This is a genomic window from Azonexus caeni, assembly GCF_048146105.1.
Classification (GTDB): Bacteria; Pseudomonadota; Gammaproteobacteria; order Burkholderiales; family Rhodocyclaceae; genus Azonexus; species Azonexus aromaticus_B.
On record NZ_JBKJAD010000001.1, the window covers coordinates 1 to 20,246 of the forward strand.

The 20,246-nt window shown below is 65.2% G+C and carries 23 protein-coding genes; 18 read left to right on the plus strand and 5 right to left on the minus strand.

The window, feature by feature from the left end; translation table 11 throughout:
- Positions 1-297: 297 nt before the first annotated feature.
- The 10 genes from ACLIIZ_RS00005 (at position 298) to ACLIIZ_RS00050 (ending at position 9,979) form a co-directional block, all read left to right on the plus strand.
- Complete coding sequence (locus ACLIIZ_RS00005; RefSeq protein ID WP_416690019.1) at positions 298-1,086, plus strand: enoyl-CoA hydratase/isomerase family protein; 789 nt, start codon at positions 298-300, stop codon at positions 1,084-1,086.
- A 4-nt stretch (positions 1,087-1,090) separates the two neighbouring features.
- A complete protein-coding gene (locus ACLIIZ_RS00010) occupies positions 1,091-3,088 on the plus strand; it encodes an acetyl/propionyl/methylcrotonyl-CoA carboxylase subunit alpha (RefSeq protein WP_416690020.1) in 1,998 nt (665 codons plus the stop codon).
- Positions 3,089-3,179: 91 nt separating this feature from the next.
- Positions 3,180-4,226, plus strand: a complete 1,047-nt coding sequence (locus tag ACLIIZ_RS00015) for a PDDEXK nuclease domain-containing protein (RefSeq protein WP_416690022.1) — start codon at positions 3,180-3,182, stop codon at positions 4,224-4,226.
- Positions 4,227-4,325: 99 nt separating this feature from the next.
- On the plus strand, positions 4,326-5,084 hold the full coding sequence (locus ACLIIZ_RS00020; RefSeq protein ID WP_416690024.1) for a PDZ domain-containing protein: 759 nt from the start codon (positions 4,326-4,328) through the stop codon (positions 5,082-5,084).
- A 38-nt stretch (positions 5,085-5,122) separates the two neighbouring features.
- Positions 5,123-6,052 (plus strand): hydroxymethylglutaryl-CoA lyase, encoded by a 930-nt coding sequence (locus ACLIIZ_RS00025; RefSeq protein WP_416690026.1) that lies wholly within the window; start codon positions 5,123-5,125, stop codon positions 6,050-6,052.
- On the plus strand, positions 6,049-7,038 hold the full coding sequence (locus ACLIIZ_RS00030) for a hypothetical protein (protein WP_416690027.1): 990 nt from the start codon (positions 6,049-6,051) through the stop codon (positions 7,036-7,038). The genes ACLIIZ_RS00025 and ACLIIZ_RS00030 overlap by 4 nt, the downstream gene beginning before the upstream one ends.
- Positions 7,038-7,226 (plus strand): DUF1289 domain-containing protein, encoded by a 189-nt coding sequence (locus ACLIIZ_RS00035; protein ID WP_416690028.1) that lies wholly within the window; start codon positions 7,038-7,040, stop codon positions 7,224-7,226. Before ACLIIZ_RS00030 ends, ACLIIZ_RS00035 begins: the two co-directional genes overlap by 1 nt.
- 2 nt (positions 7,227-7,228) lie before the next feature.
- Positions 7,229-7,396: a DUF1289 domain-containing protein gene (locus ACLIIZ_RS00040; protein WP_416690030.1), complete on the plus strand. Its 168-nt coding sequence runs from the start codon at positions 7,229-7,231 to the stop codon at positions 7,394-7,396.
- Positions 7,393-8,307, plus strand: coding sequence for an MBL fold metallo-hydrolase (locus tag ACLIIZ_RS00045; protein ID WP_416690031.1), 915 nt, complete (start codon positions 7,393-7,395; stop codon positions 8,305-8,307). Before ACLIIZ_RS00040 ends, ACLIIZ_RS00045 begins: the two co-directional genes overlap by 4 nt.
- 58 nt (positions 8,308-8,365) lie before the next feature.
- Positions 8,366-9,979, plus strand: a complete 1,614-nt coding sequence (locus ACLIIZ_RS00050; RefSeq protein ID WP_416690032.1) for a methyl-accepting chemotaxis protein — start codon at positions 8,366-8,368, stop codon at positions 9,977-9,979.
- Between the two features lie 3 nt (positions 9,980-9,982).
- Here the strand turns inward: ACLIIZ_RS00050 and ACLIIZ_RS00055 are convergent, their stop codons facing one another.
- The gene (locus ACLIIZ_RS00055) at positions 9,983-11,161 is read right to left on the minus strand and encodes a M20 aminoacylase family protein (RefSeq protein ID WP_416690034.1); all 1,179 of its coding nucleotides are present in this window, start codon (positions 11,159-11,161) and stop codon (positions 9,983-9,985) included.
- A 168-nt stretch (positions 11,162-11,329) separates the two neighbouring features.
- Between ACLIIZ_RS00055 and rapZ the strand changes: the two genes are divergently transcribed.
- The 5 genes from rapZ to ACLIIZ_RS00080 are packed head-to-tail and all read left to right on the plus strand — an operon-like array spanning position 11,330 to position 14,297.
- Positions 11,330-12,172: an RNase adapter RapZ gene (rapZ, locus tag ACLIIZ_RS00060; protein ID WP_416690036.1), complete on the plus strand. Its 843-nt coding sequence runs from the start codon at positions 11,330-11,332 to the stop codon at positions 12,170-12,172.
- A complete protein-coding gene (locus ACLIIZ_RS00065) occupies positions 12,172-12,546 on the plus strand; it encodes a NusG domain II-containing protein (RefSeq protein ID WP_416690037.1) in 375 nt (124 codons plus the stop codon). The genes rapZ and ACLIIZ_RS00065 overlap by 1 nt, the downstream gene beginning before the upstream one ends.
- Positions 12,527-13,060: a Gx transporter family protein gene (locus ACLIIZ_RS00070; RefSeq protein ID WP_416690039.1), complete on the plus strand. Its 534-nt coding sequence runs from the start codon at positions 12,527-12,529 to the stop codon at positions 13,058-13,060. The genes ACLIIZ_RS00065 and ACLIIZ_RS00070 overlap by 20 nt, the downstream gene beginning before the upstream one ends.
- Positions 13,057-13,668, plus strand: a complete 612-nt coding sequence (locus ACLIIZ_RS00075) for a flavin prenyltransferase UbiX (RefSeq protein ID WP_416690040.1) — start codon at positions 13,057-13,059, stop codon at positions 13,666-13,668. Before ACLIIZ_RS00070 ends, ACLIIZ_RS00075 begins: the two co-directional genes overlap by 4 nt.
- Positions 13,668-14,297, plus strand: a complete 630-nt coding sequence (locus ACLIIZ_RS00080; protein ID WP_416690042.1) for an LON peptidase substrate-binding domain-containing protein — start codon at positions 13,668-13,670, stop codon at positions 14,295-14,297. The genes ACLIIZ_RS00075 and ACLIIZ_RS00080 overlap by 1 nt, the downstream gene beginning before the upstream one ends.
- 47 nt (positions 14,298-14,344) lie before the next feature.
- Here the strand turns inward: ACLIIZ_RS00080 and ACLIIZ_RS00085 are convergent, their stop codons facing one another.
- Positions 14,345-14,653, minus strand: a complete 309-nt coding sequence (locus tag ACLIIZ_RS00085) for a P-II family nitrogen regulator (RefSeq protein WP_416690043.1) — start codon at positions 14,651-14,653, stop codon at positions 14,345-14,347.
- Positions 14,650-15,594 carry a sodium-dependent bicarbonate transport family permease gene (locus ACLIIZ_RS00090; RefSeq protein ID WP_416690045.1) on the minus strand — a complete coding sequence of 315 codons (945 nt, stop codon included), beginning with the start codon at positions 15,592-15,594 and terminating at the stop codon, positions 14,650-14,652. Before ACLIIZ_RS00090 ends, ACLIIZ_RS00085 begins: the two co-directional genes overlap by 4 nt.
- A gap of 107 nt (positions 15,595-15,701) precedes the next feature.
- Between ACLIIZ_RS00090 and ACLIIZ_RS00095 the strand changes: the two genes are divergently transcribed.
- Positions 15,702-16,604, plus strand: coding sequence for a LysR family transcriptional regulator (locus tag ACLIIZ_RS00095; RefSeq protein ID WP_416690047.1), 903 nt, complete (start codon positions 15,702-15,704; stop codon positions 16,602-16,604).
- Here the strand turns inward: ACLIIZ_RS00095 and ACLIIZ_RS00100 are convergent.
- Complete coding sequence (locus tag ACLIIZ_RS00100; protein WP_416690049.1) at positions 16,601-17,035, minus strand: CBS domain-containing protein; 435 nt, start codon at positions 17,033-17,035, stop codon at positions 16,601-16,603. The two genes, ACLIIZ_RS00095 and ACLIIZ_RS00100, sit on opposite strands and share 4 nt — an antisense overlap.
- 94 nt (positions 17,036-17,129) lie before the next feature.
- Complete coding sequence (locus ACLIIZ_RS00105) at positions 17,130-18,434, minus strand: D-amino acid dehydrogenase (protein WP_416690051.1); 1,305 nt, start codon at positions 18,432-18,434, stop codon at positions 17,130-17,132.
- Between ACLIIZ_RS00105 and ACLIIZ_RS00110 the strand changes: the two genes are divergently transcribed.
- Together ACLIIZ_RS00110 and ACLIIZ_RS00115 are read left to right on the plus strand one after the other, a co-directional pair.
- Positions 18,433-18,669, plus strand: a complete 237-nt coding sequence (locus ACLIIZ_RS00110) for a hypothetical protein (protein ID WP_416690053.1) — start codon at positions 18,433-18,435, stop codon at positions 18,667-18,669. The genes ACLIIZ_RS00105 and ACLIIZ_RS00110 overlap by 2 nt on opposite strands.
- Before the next feature lie 18 nt (positions 18,670-18,687).
- Positions 18,688-20,214 carry a sigma 54-interacting transcriptional regulator gene (locus ACLIIZ_RS00115; RefSeq protein ID WP_416690054.1) on the plus strand — a complete coding sequence of 509 codons (1,527 nt, stop codon included), beginning with the start codon at positions 18,688-18,690 and terminating at the stop codon, positions 20,212-20,214.
- Positions 20,215-20,246: the final 32 nt, after the last annotated feature.

Below are 20,246 nucleotides of genomic sequence, written 5' to 3' on the forward strand. Positions count from 1 at the left end.
GGCCCCTTGGGAGGCGCCGAGCAACGCAGGCGTTGGCGGATAAAGGGCGAGCACTGTCTGAGGGGCAAAGCCCCGAGTTGCGCAGCCCCCGCCAACGACGAGTAGCGCAGGGTACCCGCGCAGCGGGGCGCCGACCCAGGGGTGGCCTTCTTTTTGGCTACTTTTTCTTGGCCACACAAGAAAAAGTACGCCCGCGCGTCAGGCGCGGAACACGGCGCTAAAAATACAGAAGCCACCCGCATCAAACCAAAAACACACCCGTAAAAAAACAGACCAATAAGCAGGAGACAAACCCAAATGCCCTTCCAAGCCCTGGAAATCGAACTCGCCGGCCCGGTCGCCACGATCTGGATGAACCGGCCCGACCTCCACAATGCCTTCGACGAAACCCTGATCGCCGAACTGACCGCCGCCTGCATCGCCCTCGACCAGGACGCCGACATCCGCGTCGTCGTCCTCGCCGGCCGCGGCAAGAGTTTCTCGGCCGGTGCCGACCTCAACTGGATGCGCCGTGCCGCCAACAACGGCATCGATGAGAACCTCAACGACGCCCGTGCCCTGGCCGGCATGCTGCGCACCCTGGCCGAGATGAAGAAGCCGACCATCGCCCGCGTGCAGGGCGCCGCACTCGGCGGCGGCATGGGCCTGGCATCGGCCTGCGACATCGCCGTCGCCTCGACCAAGGCAGTGTTCGCCACCTCCGAGGTCAAGTTCGGCATCATTCCCTCGGCGATTTCGCCCTACGTACTGCGCGCCATCGGCGCCCGCCAGGCGACGCGCTACTTCCAGACCGCCGAGCGCATCGATGCCGCCCGCGCCCGCGAAATCGGGCTGGTGCATGAAGTCGCCGAGCCGGAAGCGCTCGACAGCAAAGTCGCCGAGGTCGTCAGCGCGCTGCTCGCCGGCGGCCCCAACGCGCAGGCCGCCGCCAAGGACCTGATCCGCGCCGTCGATCACCAGCCGGTCAACCACACCCTGGTCGAGGAAACTGCCCACCGCATCGCCCATTTGCGGGCGACGCCGGAGGCACGCGAAGGTATCGCCGCTTTCCTCGAAAAACGTTCGCCCAACTGGATGGAGGCGTAAAACGATGTTCACCAAGATTCTGATTGCCAATCGCGGCGAGATCGCTTGCCGGGTAATTAAAACCGCCCGCCGCATGGGCATCCGCACCGTCGCCGTCTATTCCGAGGCCGACGCCAATGCCCGCCACGTCCGTCTGGCCGACGAGGCCGTGCTGCTCGGGCCGGCGGCGGCGCGCGAGTCCTATCTGGTCGCCGACAAGATCATCGAGGCCTGCCAGCGCACCGGCGCCCAGGCGGTGCATCCGGGCTACGGTTTTCTCTCTGAAAACGAGGAATTCGCCGAAGCCCTGGCCCAGGCCGGCCTGGTCTTCATCGGCCCGCCGGCCGCGGCCATCCGCGCCATGGGCTCGAAGTCGGAAGCCAAGAAACTGATGGGCACGGCGAACGTGCCGCTGACGCCGGGCTACCACGGCGACGACCAGCGCCCGACGCTGCTGCACGCCGAGGCCGAGAAGATCGGCTACCCGGTGCTGATCAAGGCGGCAGCCGGTGGCGGCGGCAAGGGCATGCGCCTGGTCGAGAAGTCCGAGGACTTCCCGGACGCACTGGCCTCCTGCAAGCGCGAGGCGCTGTCGAGCTTCGGCGACGACCATGTGCTGATCGAGAAATACATCACCAAGCCGCGCCACGTCGAAATACAGGTCTTCGCCGACACGCTGGGCCACTGCGTCTATCTCTTCGAGCGCGACTGCTCGGTGCAGCGCCGCCACCAGAAGGTGCTGGAAGAAGCCCCGGCGCCGGGCATGAGCGAAGCCCGCCGCCGCGAGATGGGCGAAGCGGCGGTGGCCGCCGCCAAGGCCGTTGGCTACGTCGGCGCCGGCACGGTCGAATTCATCGCCAATCAGGACGGCAGCTTCTTCTTCATGGAGATGAACACCCGCCTGCAGGTCGAGCACCCGGTCACCGAAATGATCACCGGCCAGGACCTGGTCGAATGGCAGTTGCGCGTCGCCGCCGGCCAGCCGCTGCCGCTCAGGCAGGAACAACTGGAAATCCGCGGCCACGCGCTGGAAGCACGCATCTACGCCGAGGACGCCAGCAAGGGCTTCCTGCCCGCCACCGGCAAGCTGGTGCGCCTGGTGCCGCCGGCCGAGTCGATCAACGTGCGGGTCGATACCGGCGTCGAGGAAGGCGACGAGATCACGCCCTTCTACGACCCGATGATCGCCAAGCTGATCGTCTGGGACGAAACCCGTGACGGCGCGCTAGCGCGCATGAGGAAGGCCTTGGCCGACTACCGCGTCGCCGGCCTGACCACCAACATCGACTTCCTCTCCCGCCTGGTCGCCTGCCCGGCCTTCGCCAAGGCCGACCTCGACACCGGCCTGATCGAGCGGCAAAAGGATTTCCTCTTCCCGGCCGCGCAGCCGGTGCCGCGCGACGCGCTGCTCGTCGCCACGGTCGGCGAACTGCTCTGGGAGCAGCACGCTGCCAAACTGGCCGCGCAACACAGCGGCGACCCGTACTCGCCCTGGCATGCGCGCGACGGCTGGCGGATGAACCTGTCGGCAGCGCGCACGATCAGCTTCATGGATGGCGAGACGCTGGTCGAGGCTGGCGTGCGTTACCTCGGCGAGCGCTGGGAAATCACGCTCGGCGGTGAAACGACCGTGGCCAGCGGCAGGAAGCTGGAAGGCGACCGCTTTGCCGTCGAACTCGACGACCGCCGCCTGATCGCCTCGGTGGTCGCCGTCGACGACAAGCGCACGGTGTTTTTGCAGGGGAGCACGTACTCACTCCTGCGCGACGACCCGCTGCACCGTGTCGATGCCGGCGACAGCCACGGCGCTGGCCTGACCGCACCGATGCCCGGCAAGGTCGTCGCCCTGCTCGCCCAGCCCGGCCAGAAGGTGGAAAAAGGCACGCCGCTCTTGATCCTCGAAGCGATGAAAATGGAGCACACCATCACCGCCCCCGCCGCCGGCACCCTCAAGGCCTTCTGCTACGCCGCCGGCGAACAGGTGAGCGATGGGGCGGCGCTTGTGGAGTTTGAAGGAGAGTAGACCGATTGCATGCCGCTGCCAGTCGCGCTACTTTGGCAACGGCGTGCGGCGACGCAAGATCATTCAGGGGCCACCTCGATTCTGCTAATTCATGACCGGCATCCTTCATCAACAAGACTATCGGCAAGCGCTGGAAGCGATCAAACAACGCATCCAGTCCGCCCAGATGCGGGCTGTCCTGGCGGTGAATGCCGAGTTGCTGGAGCTTTACTGGGAAATTGGCCGCCAACTGCAGCAATGGCAGGACGAACGAGGGTGGGGCGCGGCGGTCGTCGAGCGAATGGCCAGGGATTTGCAGGACGCCTACCCCGGCATCAAGGGCTTCTCGCGCACCAGCCTGTTTGCCATGCGGCAGTTTCACAGCTTCTTCCGGCCTGCGTTCGAATCTGTCCCACAGGCTGTGGGACAGATTCCCTGGGGCCACATACGGACCTTGTTAGCCAAGGTCAAAACCCTGGAAACCGCCTTGATCTACGCCCGGGCCTGCGTGGAACATGGCTGGAGCCGCAGCGTCCTCGAATGGCAAATTGAGCAGCGTTTCCATGAGCGCGCTGCGCAAGCCATCAGCAACTTTGCCCAGACCTTGCCCGTACCGCAATCGGAACTGGCCCAGCAAAGCCTGAAAGATCCCTATGTTTTCGATTTCCTCACACTGACACCACAAGCCGTCGAGCGCGATATAGAAAGCCAGTTGGTGGCGCAGATCACGCGCTTTTTGCTTGAACTCGGCAAGGGCTTTGCCTTCCTCGGCCGGCAATATCCGCTCACGATCAACGGACGGGACTATCGCCTTGATCTGCTCTTTTACCACGCAAAACTGAAGTGCTATGTGGTGATTGAACTCAAAGCGGGTGCGTTCAAACCGGAATACATCGGCAAGCTCAACTTCTATCTTTCAGCGGTCGATGACCTGCTGCGCGGAACCGACGACCAACCGACCATCGGACTGATCCTGTGCAAGGACAAAGACCGCCTGGACGTGGAATACGCCCTGCGCGACATCTCCAAACCGATGGGCGTCAGTTCCTACATCACCAAGGATATCCCGCTGGCAGTGCAATCCCAGTTGCCGACGGTGGAAGAACTGGAGCACGAACTCGCGCACCTGCCTAGAGCGGAATCGGAGGATAGTTTTTGACCTATATCTTCATCGGGGAGGTAACCAATTTCCGATTTGCTTTTTAATAACAGATCGCATCGAGAAATTTTCCCTAGTGAATTTTTTGACTACCAACCTATGCAGAGAATAGAAATAACCTCGTTAGCAATTGACGGCCAAGGGGCGCGCGCTGGTCTTAAAACCGGGGACATTTTATTAAGCTACAACAACCATCCTCTTGACAGCCTAAATTCTTTACTGGCATGCATTGACAATAATCCAAACTCTTCAGCAGTCATCTCCTTACTGCGGGGTAATGATCTCGAGGCAATATCCGTCAACGCAGGAAAATTGCAGATCTCAGTTGAGACGGTGCAAATTGACGATAATCAAATACACCCGATAAACGCCGTTCGCATTTGTTTGACATCAGGAGAAACAATCGAAATCACCGAATTGCTCCTAGCCGACGCAAAAAAAATTGCAGAAACAGAACAACTCATAACTTCAGCGAACGAAAAAATGAAGGGTTGGTCGTCTCCAATAGGATTTTTGGGATCGCCTGGTTGGGTATTGACCGGCCTCGCTGCCACATCTGTTCTAGAGCGTGTTGTTTCAGGAGGAATGGCCAACGAGGCAATAACAAAACTCCACCTAGCCAATGAAGCAATGGCTGAAGTAAGAAGATCAGCTCGTTTTGTACCTATTTCTGAGATAAAAAACATCCGGTACCCTTCGCCAAACTATTGGTCAGCGAAAGGCAGCGACGATACCTATCTGATCCATTCTGGCGACAATTTCCTAATAGCCAAGAGCAATTCCGCCAAAGAAATCAGCTTAATTATTGACCATATAGTTTCTTATGAAACATTGCGAACGAAAGCAACACCAAAATAGCTTTCCTAAATATCACCTCGCCTCTTGATACCAGCAATATGTCACCACACCAAACAAATTCCACACACCTCCCCACCCACGTCAAAATCGTCGAAGTCGGCCCGCGCGACGGCCTGCAGAATGAAAAACAGGTCGTCCCGACCGAGATCAAGATCGAACTGATCGAACGCCTGGCCGAGGCCGGTTTGTCGGTGATCGAGGCGACCTCCTTCGTCTCGCCGAAGTGGGTGCCGCAGATGGGCGACAACGCCGCCGTGCTGGCCGGCATCAGGCGTCGGGCGGGCGTCACCTACACCGCGCTGACGCCCAATCTGCAAGGTTTTGACGGTGCCGTCACGGCCCAGGCCGACGAGGTGGCGATCTTCGCTGCCGCTTCCGAGGCTTTTTCGCGCAAGAACATCAATTGCTCGATTGCCGAAAGCCTGAAACGCTTCGAGCCAGTGGTCGCCGCCGCTTCGGCGCTGGAAATCCCGGTGCGTGGCTATGTTTCCTGCGTCGTCGGTTGCCCCTATGAAGGGGCGGTGGCGCCGGAGAAAACCGCCGAAGTGGCGAAAATCCTTTTCGACATGGGCTGTTACGAGGTGTCGCTGGGCGACACCATTGGCGTCGGCAATCCGGCTTCGATCGCCCGCATGATCGAAGCCTGCGCCCGCGTCGTGCCGATCGACAGGCTAGCCGGCCATTATCACGACACCTACGGCATGGCGATCGCCAACATCTACGCTTCACTGCAGGCCGGCATGGCGGTCTTCGACGCCTCGGTCGCCGGACTGGGCGGCTGTCCCTACGCGAAAGGGGCCTCCGGCAACGTGGCCACCGAGGACGTGGTCTATCTGCTCGACGGATTGGGCATACAAACCGGCATCGATCTGGCTAAACTGGCGGCAGTCGGCGAATGGATCGCCGCCACCATCAACCGCCCGAACGGCGCCAGGGCCGGCCGGGCGCTCTGCGCCAAGTCCGATTGACTTTCCTTTCCGCCCTTGCCGATCTGCTGAAACCCGCACCACAGCCCGACCCCGAGGTGACGGCGGCGCTTGATCGCGTGATCGGCATGGTCGATCCGCTGGTCCGCGCCGCGCCACGCCTCGACAAGCACCTGCTGGCCGCCGTCGAACATGCACTGGGTTATTGCCACGGCCTGGTCAGTGCCTTGCCCGGGCCGATCGAGATCAACCGGCGCAGCTTCGCCAACGACATGCTGGTGCATGCGCTGTTCGCCACGCCGGCCGACATCGACGAAATGCTCGGCCGCAGCCAGGCGGTGCGCGATTTCCTGCAACGCCCGGAGTGCTGGGCCAGCGACTGCTTCTGCGCGATGCTGGCGGCGCGTCGCCAGCAGAAGCGGCAGTTCGGCCTGGCGCAGCAGGGCAACGTGATACGCAGCGACGTGCCGCAAGAAATCGTCTATTTCTCCGACCAGACGCTGATCGAACCCAGTTGCAACCTGGAAACAACGCGCCAGCGGCTGCAGGCGCGGGCGCTGGAGAGCCTGCTGCGCAGCTTCAACGCCCACGTCGAACAGTTGCGCCGAGAACGCCAGGGCTTGCGCGCCGATCTCTCGATCGAACACGCCCAGTTGCTCGTCCTGCAGCAACAACATCACCCCGACGAGGATGAACGCCACACCCGTCACCTGGTCGAACTCGACCTGCGCCTGCGCGAAAACAGCGAGGCCCTGATGCCCGAGCATCTGGTCGAGGTGCTGGCCGACTTCCTGCGCCACCCGGAAAGCGCACTGGCGCTGACACCGGTCAGCATCCGCATCGACCGCATGGGAATCGTCCATGAGCCGTCCGAACCCGGCGACGACGCGCAGACCATCAGTTTTCCGGAACTTTCCAGCCGCGACCGACGTCAGCATCTGGCGACGCTGGTCCGCATCACGCGTGAGGAAGCGCAGACCGCCGTCGCCAACGCCATCGACCGTCAAAAACGTTACGTCCTCTTCTGATGCCTGCCCTGCCCGCCTCGCCCTGCACCAACGCCTGTCGCATCGACCCGGCCAGCGGTTTCTGCGTCGGGTGCCGGCGCAGCCTCGACGAAATTGCCAACTGGTCGCGCCTCGATGCGCCGGCACGCCTGGCCGTGCTCGCCGCGCTGCGCGACCGGCAAGCGGCATCTCCCCGCCCCACTGAATGAGCATGAGCGAGCCCAGCGAAGACCTCTACCCCTGCGTCGGCATCTGCACCACCGACCCCGACAGCGGCTACTGCCTCGGCTGCGGGCGGCCGCCGGCAGAGGTGCCGGAAACCGCCGTCCCACCCCAGACGCCAGCGCCGACCGCAGACGAGACTCCGCGCCCGGCATGACGGCGAAGCTGCCAGACAGCCTCCTGGTCATCGAGCGCGGCTGGCTGTCGGCCAACAACATCCTCGCTTTCGACGGCGAGCGGGCGACGCTGATCGACAGCGGTTACGTCACGCACGCCGAACAGACGGTCGACCTGCTCCGCCATGCGCTCGCCGGTTGCCAGCTTGAGCGCCTGTTGAACACCCATTCGCACTCCGACCATATTGGCGGCAATGCTGCGGTGCAGGCCGCTTTCGGCTGTTCGATCGCGGTACCCGCCGGCCTCCAGGCAAGCATCGCCGAATGGGACGAGGATGCCCTGCTGCTCTCGCCGCTCGGCCAGCAGGCAGCCCCCTTCCGCCACGACGCGCTGATCGAGGCGGGCAGCGCCATCGAGTTCGCCGGACTGAACTGGCAGGCGCTGGCGGTACCGGGGCACGACATGGAAGCGCTCGCCTTCTACAACCAGGAACGACGCCTGCTGATTTCCGGCGATGCGCTGTGGGAAAACGGCTTCGGCGTCGTCTTCCCGGAACTGCTCGGCACCGCCGACGGCCTGACGGCCACCCGGGCGACACTGGAAATGCTCGGCCGCCTGCCGATCGACATCGTCATCCCCGGCCACGGCGCCCCCTTTGCCGACGTCGATCGGGCGCTCGCCACCGCCTTCCGCCGGCTTGATGGCTATTGCGCCGACATTGAGCGGCTCGCCTGGCACGCCCTCAAGGTGATCGTCGCCTTCGCACTGATGGAGAGGCAGCAACTGCCGGCAACGGGTTTTGCCGATTTCCTGGCCAGCCTGCCGTTCGCGGTCGATATCAACCAGCGCTATCTGGCGCTGGCGGAAGACGAACTGACCGCCCGCCTGCTCGCCGACCTGAGCGGCGCCGGTGTACTCGTTCATCGGGAAGATATGCTCATCCTTCGCTGACCCAAACCCGGCGCAGCCTCTTACAATGGTAATAGTGATCAAATATAAGAGGACAGTGATGAGCTTTCGCAATCGATTGTTGTTGGGCATGGCGCTGATCATGGCCGCTTTCGTCAGCGCCGTTGCCGTGGCGTATCAGGGCATGCTGGGAACCTCGGCCAGTTTTGGCCGCTTCCTCGATGGTCCCAGTGCGTTGCGCCAGGATTACCGCGAGATGTACGCCCAGGGCTTGCAGATGGGGCAGGCACTACGCAACATCACCCTCGATCCGGAAAACCCCAAGGCCTACCAGAACCTCGACAAGGCGCGCGAGGATTTCGCCAAGGCGCGCCAGTCGGCCGTTGTCAATGCCGCGAAGGTGGAAGGTTTCACCGAAACGATCGGCGGACTGGAAAAGCTGGCCGAAGCCCAGGCCAGCGCCCAGAAGGAAGTGCTGGCAGCACTCAAGGAAGGCCGTTTCGATGAGGCCAAGGCGCTGATCAATGCCAAGGAAACGCCGGCCTGGCGGAAGTTGAAGCAGGTGCTGCTCGACGATCTCGACATCCTGAAACAGAAAACGCTGGAAGAACGCCAGCGTGTGGAAGATGCCGCGCACAATCAGGAAATGCTGACCCTGGTGCTGACGGCGATTGCCATCCTGATCGGTATCGGCAGCGTGTGGACCACGCTCGCCTACGTCCGCCGCGAACTGGGCGGCGAACCGGCCTACGCCCGTGAGGTTGCCAGCGCCGTTGCTACCGGCGACCTGAGCCGGACGATCGCCCTCGACGGCAGCAACGGCGCCAGCCTGCTCGGTGCGCTGGCCCGCATGCAGGATCAGCTACGGCAACTGGTCGGCTCGCTGGCCAGCCACGCCCGGGAAGTCGAGCAAGGCGCCCGTCTGGTCGACGACGCAACGCGCCAGGTCGCCGCCGGCAGCCAGCAACAGTTGAACTACGCCCAGGAAATGGTCAGCAATGTCCATGTCGCGACCAGCGGCCTCAACGACATCATGCGGGCGGTCAGCGAGGCTGAACGCATCGTCGGCGATTCCGGCGCCACCTCCGACAGCGGCGCCGCGCTGGCCAGCAAGGCGGCGGCGGAGACTGCCGAAATGGCGGGTTCGGTGCAAACGACGGCGACCCACATCCGGGAACTGGGTGCCCAGTCGGCAAAAATCAGCTCAATTCTCGGCGTCATTTCCGACATCGCTGGTCAGACCAACCTGCTCGCCCTCAACGCCGCCATCGAGGCCGCCCGTGCCGGCGAACAGGGCCGCGGCTTCGCCGTGGTTGCCGACGAAGTGCGCAAGTTGGCCGAAAGGACGACACAATCGACATCCGAAATCTCGACCATGGTCGCCAGCATCCAGTCCGGTACCCAACGTGCCGTCGAGGGCATGGAAGCCGGCCTGCTGCAGGTCGGGGAAAGTGTCGAATTATCCAAACAATCGCGCGAAGCCTTCGACCGCATGAAGGCCAGCGCGCAGGAAGTGACGGTGGTGGTCGGGCGCATCGCCCAGGCGATCAGCGCCGAAAACGCCAGCGAACAGCAGATCGAGTCGCATGTCGAACAGGTGCGCAACCTGATCGCCAGCAACGATCAGGCGCTGCGTCAGGTGGTGGCCAGCGCCGACCGCCTGAATGCCGTTTCCGGCGAACTCAACCGGGCAATCGCCCAGTTCCGGCTGTAGTTCTCAGGCCGCCCTTGGCAGGGCGCGCCTGACCAGGTGCGACCAGTAAGCGACGCCCAGCGTCAGCAACTGGTCGTTGAAATCGTAGTGCGGGTTGTGCAGGGTACAGCCACCGGTGCCAGGACCGTTGCCCAGCCAGACGTAGCAGCCGGGCTTCTCGCGCAGCATGTAGGCGAAATCCTCGGCGCCCATCGACGGCAGGATGTCGGTCAGCACCCGCTCGGCGCCGAACAACTCGGCGGCGACCTGCTGGCAGAATCTGGCCTCGGCCGGGCTGTTGACCGTCGGCGGATAGCGGTGCTCGAAACGCACCGAAATCTGCGCCCCGTTGGCGGCGGCGATGCCGCTGCACAGGCGCTCGATGGCGCGCTCGATGCTCTCCTGGACTTCCGGCTTGAAGCTGCGGATGGTGCCGCGCATCACCACTTCTTCCGGAATGATGTTCCAGGCCTCGCCAGCGTGGAACTGGGTAACACTGACCACCGCCGCATCACAGGGATGCAAGGTGCGGCTGACCACGGTCTGCAGCGCCTGCACCAGTTGCGCGCCGGTGACGATGGCGTCGATCCCTTGGTGCGGCATCGCCGCGTGGCAGCCGTGGCCGCGCACGTGGATCTCGAAGCCGCAGGTGCCGGCCATCACCGGCCCCGGCATCGCCATCATCTCGCCGACCGGGATGCCTGGCCAGTTGTGCAGGCCGAACACCGCTTCGACCGGGAATTTCTCGAACAGGCCGTCCTCGATCATCACCGCCGCGCCGCCCTCGGATTCCTCGGCCGGCTGGAAGATGAAAACGACGGTGCCGTCGAAATCCGGGTTCTCCGCCAGGTAACGGGCAGCGCCCAGCAGCATCGCGGTATGGCCGTCGTGGCCGCAGGCGTGCATCTTGCCGGGGTGCTTCGAGTGATGCGGGAATTCGTTCAGCTCGGCGAGCGGCAGCGCGTCCATGTCGGCACGCAGGCCGATCATGCGCGGCGAATTGCCGGCCTTGAGGACGCCGACGACGCCGGTTTTGGCTAGGCCACGATGCACTTCGAGACCGTAGCGGGCCAGTTCGGCGGCGACGATATCGGCCGTCCGGCGCTCATCGAAAGCCAGTTCGGGGTGGGCATGGATGTCGCGGCGCAGCGCTGTCAGTTCAGCCAGGAAAGGCAACTCGGGCAGGGGAAGGGTCGGGGTCATGGTGTCTCTCCACGGGTTTTCTTCTCCCGGTATTATCCTTTAAACACTCCCGGAAAAACGCCCTGCCTTTCAGGGTCGAGGGCCGCGGCCGCACGGCAACATGCCAATCGCCTAAGGACAACCGTTAAAGGTTGCGGCGCGGCGGCGCCTTCCTTTATCCTGCCGACCATGGAACTCATACTGATCAGCGGACTTTCCGGCTCCGGCAAGTCCGTCGCCCTCAACCTGCTTGAAGACTCGGGCTATTACTGCGTCGACAACTTGCCTGTTGTCATTCTGACCGTGCTGGTCGGCATGCTGCAGGAAGAACAGGTCAGCAAGGTGGCGGTTGCCATCGATGCCCGCTCCGGCGGCGGCATTGAACTGCTGCCCGGCAAACTCAAGCGACTGAGCGAGGATGGTGTGCAGGTCACCTTCCTGTTCCTGCACGCCAACGAGGAAACGCTGCTCAAGCGCTATTCCGAATCGCGACGCCGCCATCCGCTGGCCGACGACGAACGCTCGCTGGCCGAATCGATCCGCCTGGAGAGCGAACTGCTGGCGCCGATCGCCGGTCTCGGCCACCGCATCGACACCAGCGGCCTGAAGGCCAGCGCCCTGCGGGAATGGGTGCGCCAGTTCATAGAAAGCCAGCCCGGCCAGGGCCTGACGCTGATGTTCGAGTCCTTCGGCTTCAAGCACGGCCTGCCGCTCGACGCCGACCTCGTCTTCGACGTCCGTTGCCTGCCCAATCCGCATTACGACCCGGCCTTGCGCCCGCTCACCGGGCGCGACCGACCGGTCGCCGAATTCCTCGAATGCGACCCCGACGTCGTCCGCATGCGCGAAGACATCGGCCGTTTCGTCTCCGACTGGTTGCCCAGCTACATCCGCGACAACCGCAATTACCTGACGGTAGCCATCGGCTGCACCGGTGGCCAGCACCGCTCCGTCTATCTGGCGGAAACGCTGGCCCGCCGCTTCGCCGGCCAGGCCCGCGTGCTGGTCCGGCATCGCACGCTGGCCGGTTGATGCGCTGGCTGGCGCTGATCCGCCCCGGCGACTGGCTGGTTTTCCTGCTTGTCGCGGCGCTGGTCGGTTTCAGCATTCCGCAATTCTGGCAAGGCGGCCTCGCCGACCGCGCCATCGTCCGCCAGGAAGGAAAAGTATTCGCCGAAGTCGATCTGCGGACACGGCGCGAAATCCTCGTCCCCGGCCCGCTCGGCGTCACCCGGATCGCCGTCGAGCCGGGCCGCGCCCGGGTCGTCGCCGATCCCGGACCGCGCCAGTATTGCGTCAAGCAGGGCTGGCTGATGCGTCCCGGCGAAATCGCCATCTGCGCCCCCAACCGCGTCAGCCTGCAGATCACCGGCCGGACCAAGGTCTATGACTCGCTCAGTTATTGAACTCGCGGTCACCCCGGAGGACCGCCGGGTCGCCTGGCTGGCCACCGCAGCGGTCGGCCTGTCGCTCGTTGACGCGGCGATCCCGACACCGTTGCCGGGAATCAAGCCGGGGCTCGCCAACATCGTCACGCTGATCGTCCTGCTCCGCTACGGCTGGGGTACCGCGGTCTGGGTCAGCGTCCTGCGCGTCCTCGCCGGCAGCCTGCTGCTCGGCTACTTCCTCGCCCCCGGCTTCTTCCTGTCGGCCGCCGGCACGACGCTCAGCCTGCTCACGCTTGGCCTCGCCCGCCATCTGCCAGCGCGCTGGTTCGGACCGGTCAGCCTGTCCATCCTCGCCGCGCTGGCGCACATCGGCGGCCAGTTGCTGCTCGCCCGCGCCTGGCTGATCCCGCACGACGGCGTCTTCCTGCTGCTGCCGGTTTTCGCCGCCGCCGCATTGTTCTTCGGCACCATCAACGGCCTGATCGCGGCTAAACTGCTGGCTGACTCTCCCGCCCCGGAATCCACTCCATGAGTGCCACTGTCTGCCTCGCCCTGACCGGCGCCTCCGGCCTGCCCTACGGCCTGCGCCTGCTCGAATGCCTGCTCGGCGCCGGCTGTCGCGTCCAGTTGCTGTATTCGCAGGCGGCGCAGATCGTCGCCCGTCAGGAACTGGACTTCGACCTGCCGTCGCGCCCGGCCGACGCCAAGGCCGCGCTGCTCGCCCGCTTGCCGGCGGTCGATGGCGAGAAGCTGCAGGTTTTCGGCCGCGAGGAATGGTTCGCCCCGGTCGCCTCCGGCTCCAACCCGCCCGACGCGATGGTCGTCTGCCCCTGTTCGATGGGCACCCTGGCGGCGATCGCCCAGGGGCTTTCCGACAAACTGATCGAGCGTGCCGCCGACGTGGTGCTCAAGGAAGGCCGCAAGCTGGTGCTGGTTCCCCGTGAAACGCCGTTCTCGGCGATCCACCTGGAAAACATGCTGCGCCTCTCGCGCGCCGGTGCCGTCATCCTGCCGCCCAGCCCGGGCTTCTATCACCATCCGCAGAGCGTGCAGGACATCGTCGATTTCGTCGTCGCCCGTGTGCTCGATCAGATCTCCGTTCCACACACGCTGATGCAGCGCTGGGGCGAGGACCGCTGATGGGCTGGTTCGACTTCATCCGCGCCCCCGGCGGCGGCGGCGTCGAGACGCTGGAAATTCCGCTGTTTCCGCTCAACACCGTGCTCTTTCCCGGCGGCGTGCAGCCCTTGAAGGTCTTCGAGCAACGCTACCTGGACATGGCGGCCGCCTGCCTCAAGGACAACACGCCCTTCGGCATCTGCCTGATCGACGCCGGCGCCGAAGTCGGCGAAGCCGCGGTACCGCACACCGTCGGCACGCTGGCCAGCATCGCCAACTGGGAAATGGAGCAGCTCGGCATCCTGATGCTCGACGCCATCGGCGGGCGCCGCTTCCGCATCCTCGACCACGAGGTCGGCGCCGACCGGCTGTTGCGCGCCACCGTCGAACTGCTCGCCGAACCGGAAGTCCCGCTGCCGCAGAACCGCGAACGCCTGCTGCCACTGCTCCAGCGCGTCGTCGGCGACCTCGGCCCGGCGCGCATGCCGGAACCGCACCGCTACGACGACGCCGGCTGGGTCGGCTACCGGCTGACCGAGGTGCTGCCTATCCAGAACCTGGCCAAGCAGAAGCTGCTCGAACTCGACGACCCGCTGGCCCGCCTGGAACTCCTCGAGACCTTCCTCGACCAGCGCAAGCTGCTCGGCTAGGGCGTATTTGCAGTAACCAGCCGCCCGCTGCTTACTATGAACACGCCCTAGAACTTCTCCGCCCGCAGCACCTGGACGTCGGACAGGAAGACGACCAACTGGTAGCTGCTGAAATACTGCGCTTCCAGATGACGGACGACGGCTTCGGCGACCGCCTCATCGCACAGCACCTCGACCCGGATGTTGGCGCTCGCCGGCCAGGCGGCATCGCGGCGACCGTGAGCGCCGTTGCCGCGGGCATCGGAAATCGTGTAGCCGTGCGCGCCGAAACCCGGCAATTCCTTTTCCAGGCGTTTTTCCAGCGCCGCCTCGCAGACGATGGTCAGCAGCTTGCGGGTTTGCAGCGGGCGATTCATGCGAAGACTCCATGCAGGGTGACGGCCGCCCAATGATAGGCCGGAATGCCGAGCAGCAGATTGAACGGGAAGGTAATGCCGAGCGCGGCGCCGATCGACAGGCCGGGATTGGCTTCCGGCACGGCGATGCGCATCGCCGCCGGCGCCGCGATGTAGGAAGCGCTGGCGTAGAGCGTCGCGAGCAGCGTCGTACCGCCGACCGACAGGCCGAGCAAGAGGCCGATGACGATGCCGAGCCCGGCCCCGACCAGCGGCATGGCGACGGCGAAGCCGGCGAGGAAAACGCCGGCCCGGCGCAGGTCGCCGATGCGGCTGGCGGCGACCAGGCCCATCTCGAGCAGGAAGATCGCCAGCATCCCCTTGAACAGGTCGAAGAACAGCTTGTCGAGCGGCTTCAGTCCCTCGCTGCCGGCGACCCAGCCGATCGCCAGGCCGCCGAGCAGGAGGACGATGCTCTTGCCGGCGAAGACCTCGTGCAGCACCTTGCCCCAGTCAGCCGAACCCTCGCCACGCCGCGCCAGCCAGATGCCGATCATCAGCGCCGGGAATTCGAGCAGGACGAGGAACACGGTCATGTAGCCCTCGGCGCTCTCGCCGCGGCCGAGCAGGAAGGTCGAGGCGACGGCAAAGGTGACGACGCTGACCGAACCGTAGTGGGCGGCGATCGACGCCGCGTCGGCGCGCGGCAGTTTGCCCAGGCGGGCCAGCACCGGAAAGGCGATCAGCGGAATCAACGCGCCGGCAGCGACGACGACACCGGCGGCAAACAGCAACTCGCCGACCGGGTAGCGTGCCAGTTCGACGCCGCCCTTGAGGCCGATCGCGAGCAGCAGGAAGATGCTCAGCGACTCATAGAGGACGGCGGGGATGCGCAGGTCGGAACGGATCAGCCCGGCCAGCGCGCCGAGCAGGAAGAAAAGGATGACGGGTTCGAAGGGCATGAAGGCAATCCGGCAGGCGGCAAGGCCGCGACGGCGTGACTATCCCTTCTGCCATCGATTAAATCCAATTAAACTTGACGCGCCGATCATTTGTTGAAACTTATACATTGAAGCGCCACATCACCCCGCGCCAGCTCGAAACCTTTGCCACGGTAGCCCGTCTGGGCAGTTTCTCGCGCGCCGCCGAGACCCTGCACCTGACCCAGCCGGCAGTCTCGATCCAGATTCGCCAACTGGCCGATACGCTGGGCCTGCCGCTGTTCGAGCAGATCGGCCGCGACATCCGCCTGACCGCCGCCGGCGAGGAATTGCTGGCGACGGTGCGCGTCCTCGACCACGAATGGAACCGCCTCGACGCTGCGATCGGTGCGCTGAAAGGCCTGCACAGCGGCCGCCTGCGCGTTGCCCTGGTGAATACCGCGCAGTACTTCCTGCCGCGCATGCTCGGCGCCTTCTGCCGCCGCTACCCGGAAATCGACGTCCGGCTCGAGATCACCAACCGCGCCGGCGTCGTCGACCGGATGCGCAAGAACGAGGACGACCTCTACATCATGTCCTACCCGCCGCAGGACATCGACGTCGTCGTCCGCCCCTTCCTCGACAATCCGCTGCACGTCGTCGCCCCGCTCGGCCATCGCCTGGCCGGCCGGCGGATCGACGCCGCCGCCCTGGCCGACGAGCCCTTCCTGCTACGGGAAGCCGGCTCCGGTTCGCGGGCGGCGGTGGACCGTCATCTGCAGGCGAGCGGCCAGACGCTCAAGGTCAGGCTGACGGTCGCCAGCAACGAGGCGATCCGCGACCTCGTCGCCAGCGGCGTCGGCCTGTCCATCCTGTCGCGCCACGCGCTGGCCGCCGATCCGGCCGACAACGGTCTCTGCCTGCTCGACGTCGCCGGCTTTCCGATCCAGCAGCCGTGGTCGATCGTGCATCTGAAGGGCAAGGTGCTGTCCCTGCCCGCCTCGGCATTCATCGGCGAACTGCTGCAGGCGGCGGCGCCTGCAGCAGCCTAGAGAACTTCCGCCAGCGCCTCGCGCTGCGCCATCTCGCCGGCGAAACTGATCATTTCCAAGCCCAGCGCGTCACGCGCCGAAACCAGGCCGAGCGGCCGGCCGCCCGGATCGACCACCGGCATGTGGCGGAAACCGCCTTCGTACATCAAGTGCAGGACATGGCCGAAGATCATCTCCGGCGGCACGGTGCGCGGCTCCGGCGTCATCACCGCCGACACCGGGGTCGTCCCGTCCAGCCCCTCGGCCAGCACCTTGTAGGCCAGGTCGCGCTCGGTGCAGATGCCGAGCAGCAGGCCCTCCGGCGACACCACCAGGACCGCCGCCTGGCCGTGCCGTTTCATGTGCGCGGCGACGGTCCGCACGTCGTCGGCCGGCTGGCAGACCAGGAATTCGCGATTCTGGACAATCTTGATGACAGCTCTGTTCGGCATCTTCGTCTCCTCGTAATGGTGGGTTGCACTACCAGAGGACTGACCGGTTGCCGACGCAGAAGTTGCAGCGAATTGGCGGCCGATTTGTAACGTTTCAGGCCGGCGCCGCAGAAACCGGGCGCGGTGCCGGACGACGTAGCTGAGCACCGGCGTAACGCGCGACGCCGAGGTCGTCGACGGCGATTTCCGGCTGCCGGCCACAGACCAGATCGGCGACGACGCGCCCGGTGCCGGCCGCCATCGTCCATCCCAGCGTGCCGTGGCCGGTGCTCAGCAGCAGGTTGTCGTAACGGGTGCGGCCGACGATCGGCGTGCCGTCCGGCGTCATCGGCCGCAGGCCGGTCCAGAACTCGGCCCGGGCGAGGTCGCCGCCGCCAGGGAAGAGGTCGCCGACGACGAATTCCAGCGTCCGCCGCCGCCCTTCGGCCAGGCTGAGATCGAAGCCGGAAAGCTGCGCCGTGCCGCCGACACGGATGCGGTCGCCGAGCCGGGTCACCGCCACCTTGTGGGTTTCGTCCATGACCGTCGACTCCGGCGCTGCCGCCGGATCGACGATCGGCACGGTGAGCGAGAAGCCCTTGACCGGATAGACCGGGATGTCGATGCCGAGCGGCCGCAGCAGGGCGGTCGAATAACTGCCCAGGGCCAGCACGTAATGGTCCGCCGTCAGCGTCCCGCGCGTCGTGCGGACGCCGGAAATCCGCCGCCCGTCATGCTCCAGCCCGCCGATATCGACGCCGAAGCGGAAGTCGACGCCCAGTCCGGCGGCCAGCCCGGCCAGGTTCTGCGTGAACTTGAAACAGTCGCCGGTCTCGTCGCCGGGCAAGCGCAGGCCGCCGACGAACTTGTCGCTGACCGCCGCCAGCGCCGGCTCGTGGCGCAGGTAGCCGGCGCGGTCGAGCAGTTCGAAGGGCACGCCGAATTCGCGCAGGATCTCGATGTCGCCGGCGATGCCGTCGAGCTGCTTCTGAGTGCGGAACAACTGCAAGGTGCCCTGGCTGCGCTGGTCGTACTCGATGCCGGTTTCGGCACGCAGTTCGCGCAGGCAGTCGCGGCTGTATTCGGCCAGGCGCACCATGCGCCGCTTGTTGGTCCGGTAGGCCGCCGCGTTGCAGTTGCCGAGCATGGCCAGCATCCAGCGCCACAGCGCGGGGTCGAAGCCGGGCTTGATGACCAGCGGCCCGTGCTTCATCAACAGCCATTTGATCGCCTTGAACGGTACGCCGGGCGCCGCCCAGGGCGCCGAATAACCGGGCGAAACCTCGCCCGCGTTGGCGTAGCTGGTTTCCAGCGCCGGACCGGGCTGCCGGTCGACGACGGTGACCCGATGCCCGGCGCGCGCCAGGTAGTAGGCGACGCTGGTGCCGATGACGCCGCTGCCGAGAACGAGAACATGCATGCCGACTCTCCTTGCCGAAGGTTTCGTATTCCTGATGCGATCCATTCAGCGATTCCCGTGCCAGGAAAACAACCCCTTTGCATTCAATGACTTGCAAAACCCCACCAAAGTTCCCCTGCCGGCTATCGTAATGAATTCGCAACACCATCAGCCCGAGCAAATCTTGCACGCCATTGTTAATCATGAATTTTTCTACACTTTGACAATCTGTATTAATATCGCTACACCGTATTGATTTCGCAACACACCTGCCATGCGTATCGCCGTCCACTTCGCCGACCGCGTCGGCATCGCCCAGGAAGTCCTCGCCCAACTGGCCGGCCGCGCCCTCAACGTGACGGCGGTCGAGGTCGATCCGCCACACATCTACATCGAGGCTCCGGCCGTCGCCCCAGCCGAACTCGCCGAACTGCGCGCCCAGTTGCTCGGCGTCGCCGGCGTCGACCGGGTCGAGCCGGTCGCCATGCTGCCCGGCGCGCAACGCCGGCTTTACCTGGACGCCCTACTCGATGCCCAGCCCGACCCCATCCTCGCCGTCGACCAGGACGGCCGCGTCGTCGTCGCCAACCAGGCCGCCCTCGCCGCCGCCCCGGCGAACCTGGTCGGCAGTACGCTGGCGGCCGTCATCGACGATCCCGCGCTGCCCGGCGAACTGCTCGCCAGCGGCTACCGCCTGCCGGTGCGCGAGGTATTGATCCGGGGCGAACCCTACCTGCTCGAAAGCAAACCCTTGCAGGAAAGCGGCGGCCAGGTGGCAGGCGCCGTGCTGATGCTGCACACGCCGAGCCGCCTCGGCGAACGCATGAGCGCGCTGCAGAACTACGACGCCGGCGGCTTCGAGGCGATCCTCGGCGATTCGCCGGCGATCGCCCAACTCAAGCAGCGCGCCGCGCGCATGGCGATGGTCGATGCGCCGCTGCTGATCACCGGCGAGACCGGCACCGGCAAGGAACTGCTGGCGCACGCCTGCCACGCCGGCAGCGGCCGCCGCCAGCAGCCCTTCTTTGCCCTCAACTGCGCCGCCCTGCCGGAAAACCTGGCCGAGGCCGAACTCTTCGGCTACGCCGCCGGCGCCTTCACCGGCGCGCTGCGCGGCGGCAAGCCCGGCCTGCTCGAACTGGCCGACGGCGGCACCGTCTTCCTCGACGAGATCGGCGAAATGTCGCCCTACCTGCAGGCCAAGCTGCTGCGCTTCCTCAACGACGGCAGCTTCCGCCGTGTCGGCGGCGAGCGCGAAATCCGCATCGACGTGCGCATCATCAGCGCCACCCACCGCGCGCTGGAAGGCATGGTCAGCGACGGCCGTTTCCGTCAGGACCTGCTGTTCCGCCTCAACGTCCTCAACCTGCACGTGCCGCCGCTGCGCGAGCGGCCCGGCGACATCCTGCCGCTGGCCCGCGATTTCCTCGCCCGCGCCTGCGCCCAGGCGGCGCGCCCGGCGCTCCGTCTGAGCCCGGCGGCGGCCGCCGCACTGCAGGCCAATCCGTGGATCGGCAACGTCCGCCAGTTGCAGAACGTGATCTTCCGCGCCGTCACCATCTGCGAAGGGCGCCAGATCGACGTTGCCGACCTCGAACTGGCGCACGAAGCCGACCCAGTGCCGGAAGACGGCGACGATAGCGGCGCCGTCGCCAGTCTCGAACAGGCGGTCGCCGACTTCGAGCGCAAGCTGCTGCAACGCCTCTACCGCGAATACCCGTCCAGCCGCCGGCTGGCTCGCCGGCTCGGCACCTCGCACACGGCGATCGCCGCCCGGCTGCGCCGCTACGGCATTTCCTGACGCGTCGCCGGACTGTCACAGGGCGATAACCT

What these genes read in the sequence shown, in the direction of transcription:
- ACLIIZ_RS00025 (WP_416690026.1), top strand. Translation starts at nt 5,123, where the DNA reads ATGTCACCACACCAAACAAATTCCACACACCTCCCCACCCACGTCAAA.
- ACLIIZ_RS00070 (WP_416690039.1), top strand. Translation starts at nt 12,527, where the DNA reads ATGACTCGCTCAGTTATTGAACTCGCGGTCACCCCGGAGGACCGCCGG.
- ACLIIZ_RS00050 (WP_416690032.1), top strand. Translation starts at nt 8,366, where the DNA reads ATGAGCTTTCGCAATCGATTGTTGTTGGGCATGGCGCTGATCATGGCC.
- ACLIIZ_RS00010 (WP_416690020.1), top strand. Translation starts at nt 1,091, where the DNA reads ATGTTCACCAAGATTCTGATTGCCAATCGCGGCGAGATCGCTTGCCGG.
- ACLIIZ_RS00115 (WP_416690054.1), top strand. Translation starts at nt 18,688, where the DNA reads ATGCGTATCGCCGTCCACTTCGCCGACCGCGTCGGCATCGCCCAGGAA.
- ACLIIZ_RS00005 (WP_416690019.1), top strand. Translation starts at nt 298, where the DNA reads ATGCCCTTCCAAGCCCTGGAAATCGAACTCGCCGGCCCGGTCGCCACG.
- ACLIIZ_RS00090 (WP_416690045.1), bottom strand. Translation starts at nt 15,594, where the DNA reads ATGCCCTTCGAACCCGTCATCCTTTTCTTCCTGCTCGGCGCGCTGGCC.
- ACLIIZ_RS00075 (WP_416690040.1), top strand. Translation starts at nt 13,057, where the DNA reads ATGAGTGCCACTGTCTGCCTCGCCCTGACCGGCGCCTCCGGCCTGCCC.
- ACLIIZ_RS00040 (WP_416690030.1), top strand. Translation starts at nt 7,229, where the DNA reads ATGAGCGAGCCCAGCGAAGACCTCTACCCCTGCGTCGGCATCTGCACC.
- rapZ (WP_416690036.1), top strand. Translation starts at nt 11,330, where the DNA reads ATGGAACTCATACTGATCAGCGGACTTTCCGGCTCCGGCAAGTCCGTC.
- ACLIIZ_RS00100 (WP_416690049.1), bottom strand. Translation starts at nt 17,035, where the DNA reads ATGCCGAACAGAGCTGTCATCAAGATTGTCCAGAATCGCGAATTCCTG.
- ACLIIZ_RS00080 (WP_416690042.1), top strand. Translation starts at nt 13,668, where the DNA reads ATGGGCTGGTTCGACTTCATCCGCGCCCCCGGCGGCGGCGGCGTCGAG.
- ACLIIZ_RS00015 (WP_416690022.1), top strand. Translation starts at nt 3,180, where the DNA reads ATGACCGGCATCCTTCATCAACAAGACTATCGGCAAGCGCTGGAAGCG.
- ACLIIZ_RS00110 (WP_416690053.1), top strand. Translation starts at nt 18,433, where the DNA reads ATGCCGACTCTCCTTGCCGAAGGTTTCGTATTCCTGATGCGATCCATT.
- ACLIIZ_RS00035 (WP_416690028.1), top strand. Translation starts at nt 7,038, where the DNA reads ATGCCTGCCCTGCCCGCCTCGCCCTGCACCAACGCCTGTCGCATCGAC.
- ACLIIZ_RS00045 (WP_416690031.1), top strand. Translation starts at nt 7,393, where the DNA reads ATGACGGCGAAGCTGCCAGACAGCCTCCTGGTCATCGAGCGCGGCTGG.
- ACLIIZ_RS00020 (WP_416690024.1), top strand. Translation starts at nt 4,326, where the DNA reads ATGCAGAGAATAGAAATAACCTCGTTAGCAATTGACGGCCAAGGGGCG.
- ACLIIZ_RS00105 (WP_416690051.1), bottom strand. Translation starts at nt 18,434, where the DNA reads ATGCATGTTCTCGTTCTCGGCAGCGGCGTCATCGGCACCAGCGTCGCC.
- ACLIIZ_RS00055 (WP_416690034.1), bottom strand. Translation starts at nt 11,161, where the DNA reads ATGACCCCGACCCTTCCCCTGCCCGAGTTGCCTTTCCTGGCTGAACTG.
- ACLIIZ_RS00085 (WP_416690043.1), bottom strand. Translation starts at nt 14,653, where the DNA reads ATGAATCGCCCGCTGCAAACCCGCAAGCTGCTGACCATCGTCTGCGAG.
- ACLIIZ_RS00065 (WP_416690037.1), top strand. Translation starts at nt 12,172, where the DNA reads ATGCGCTGGCTGGCGCTGATCCGCCCCGGCGACTGGCTGGTTTTCCTG.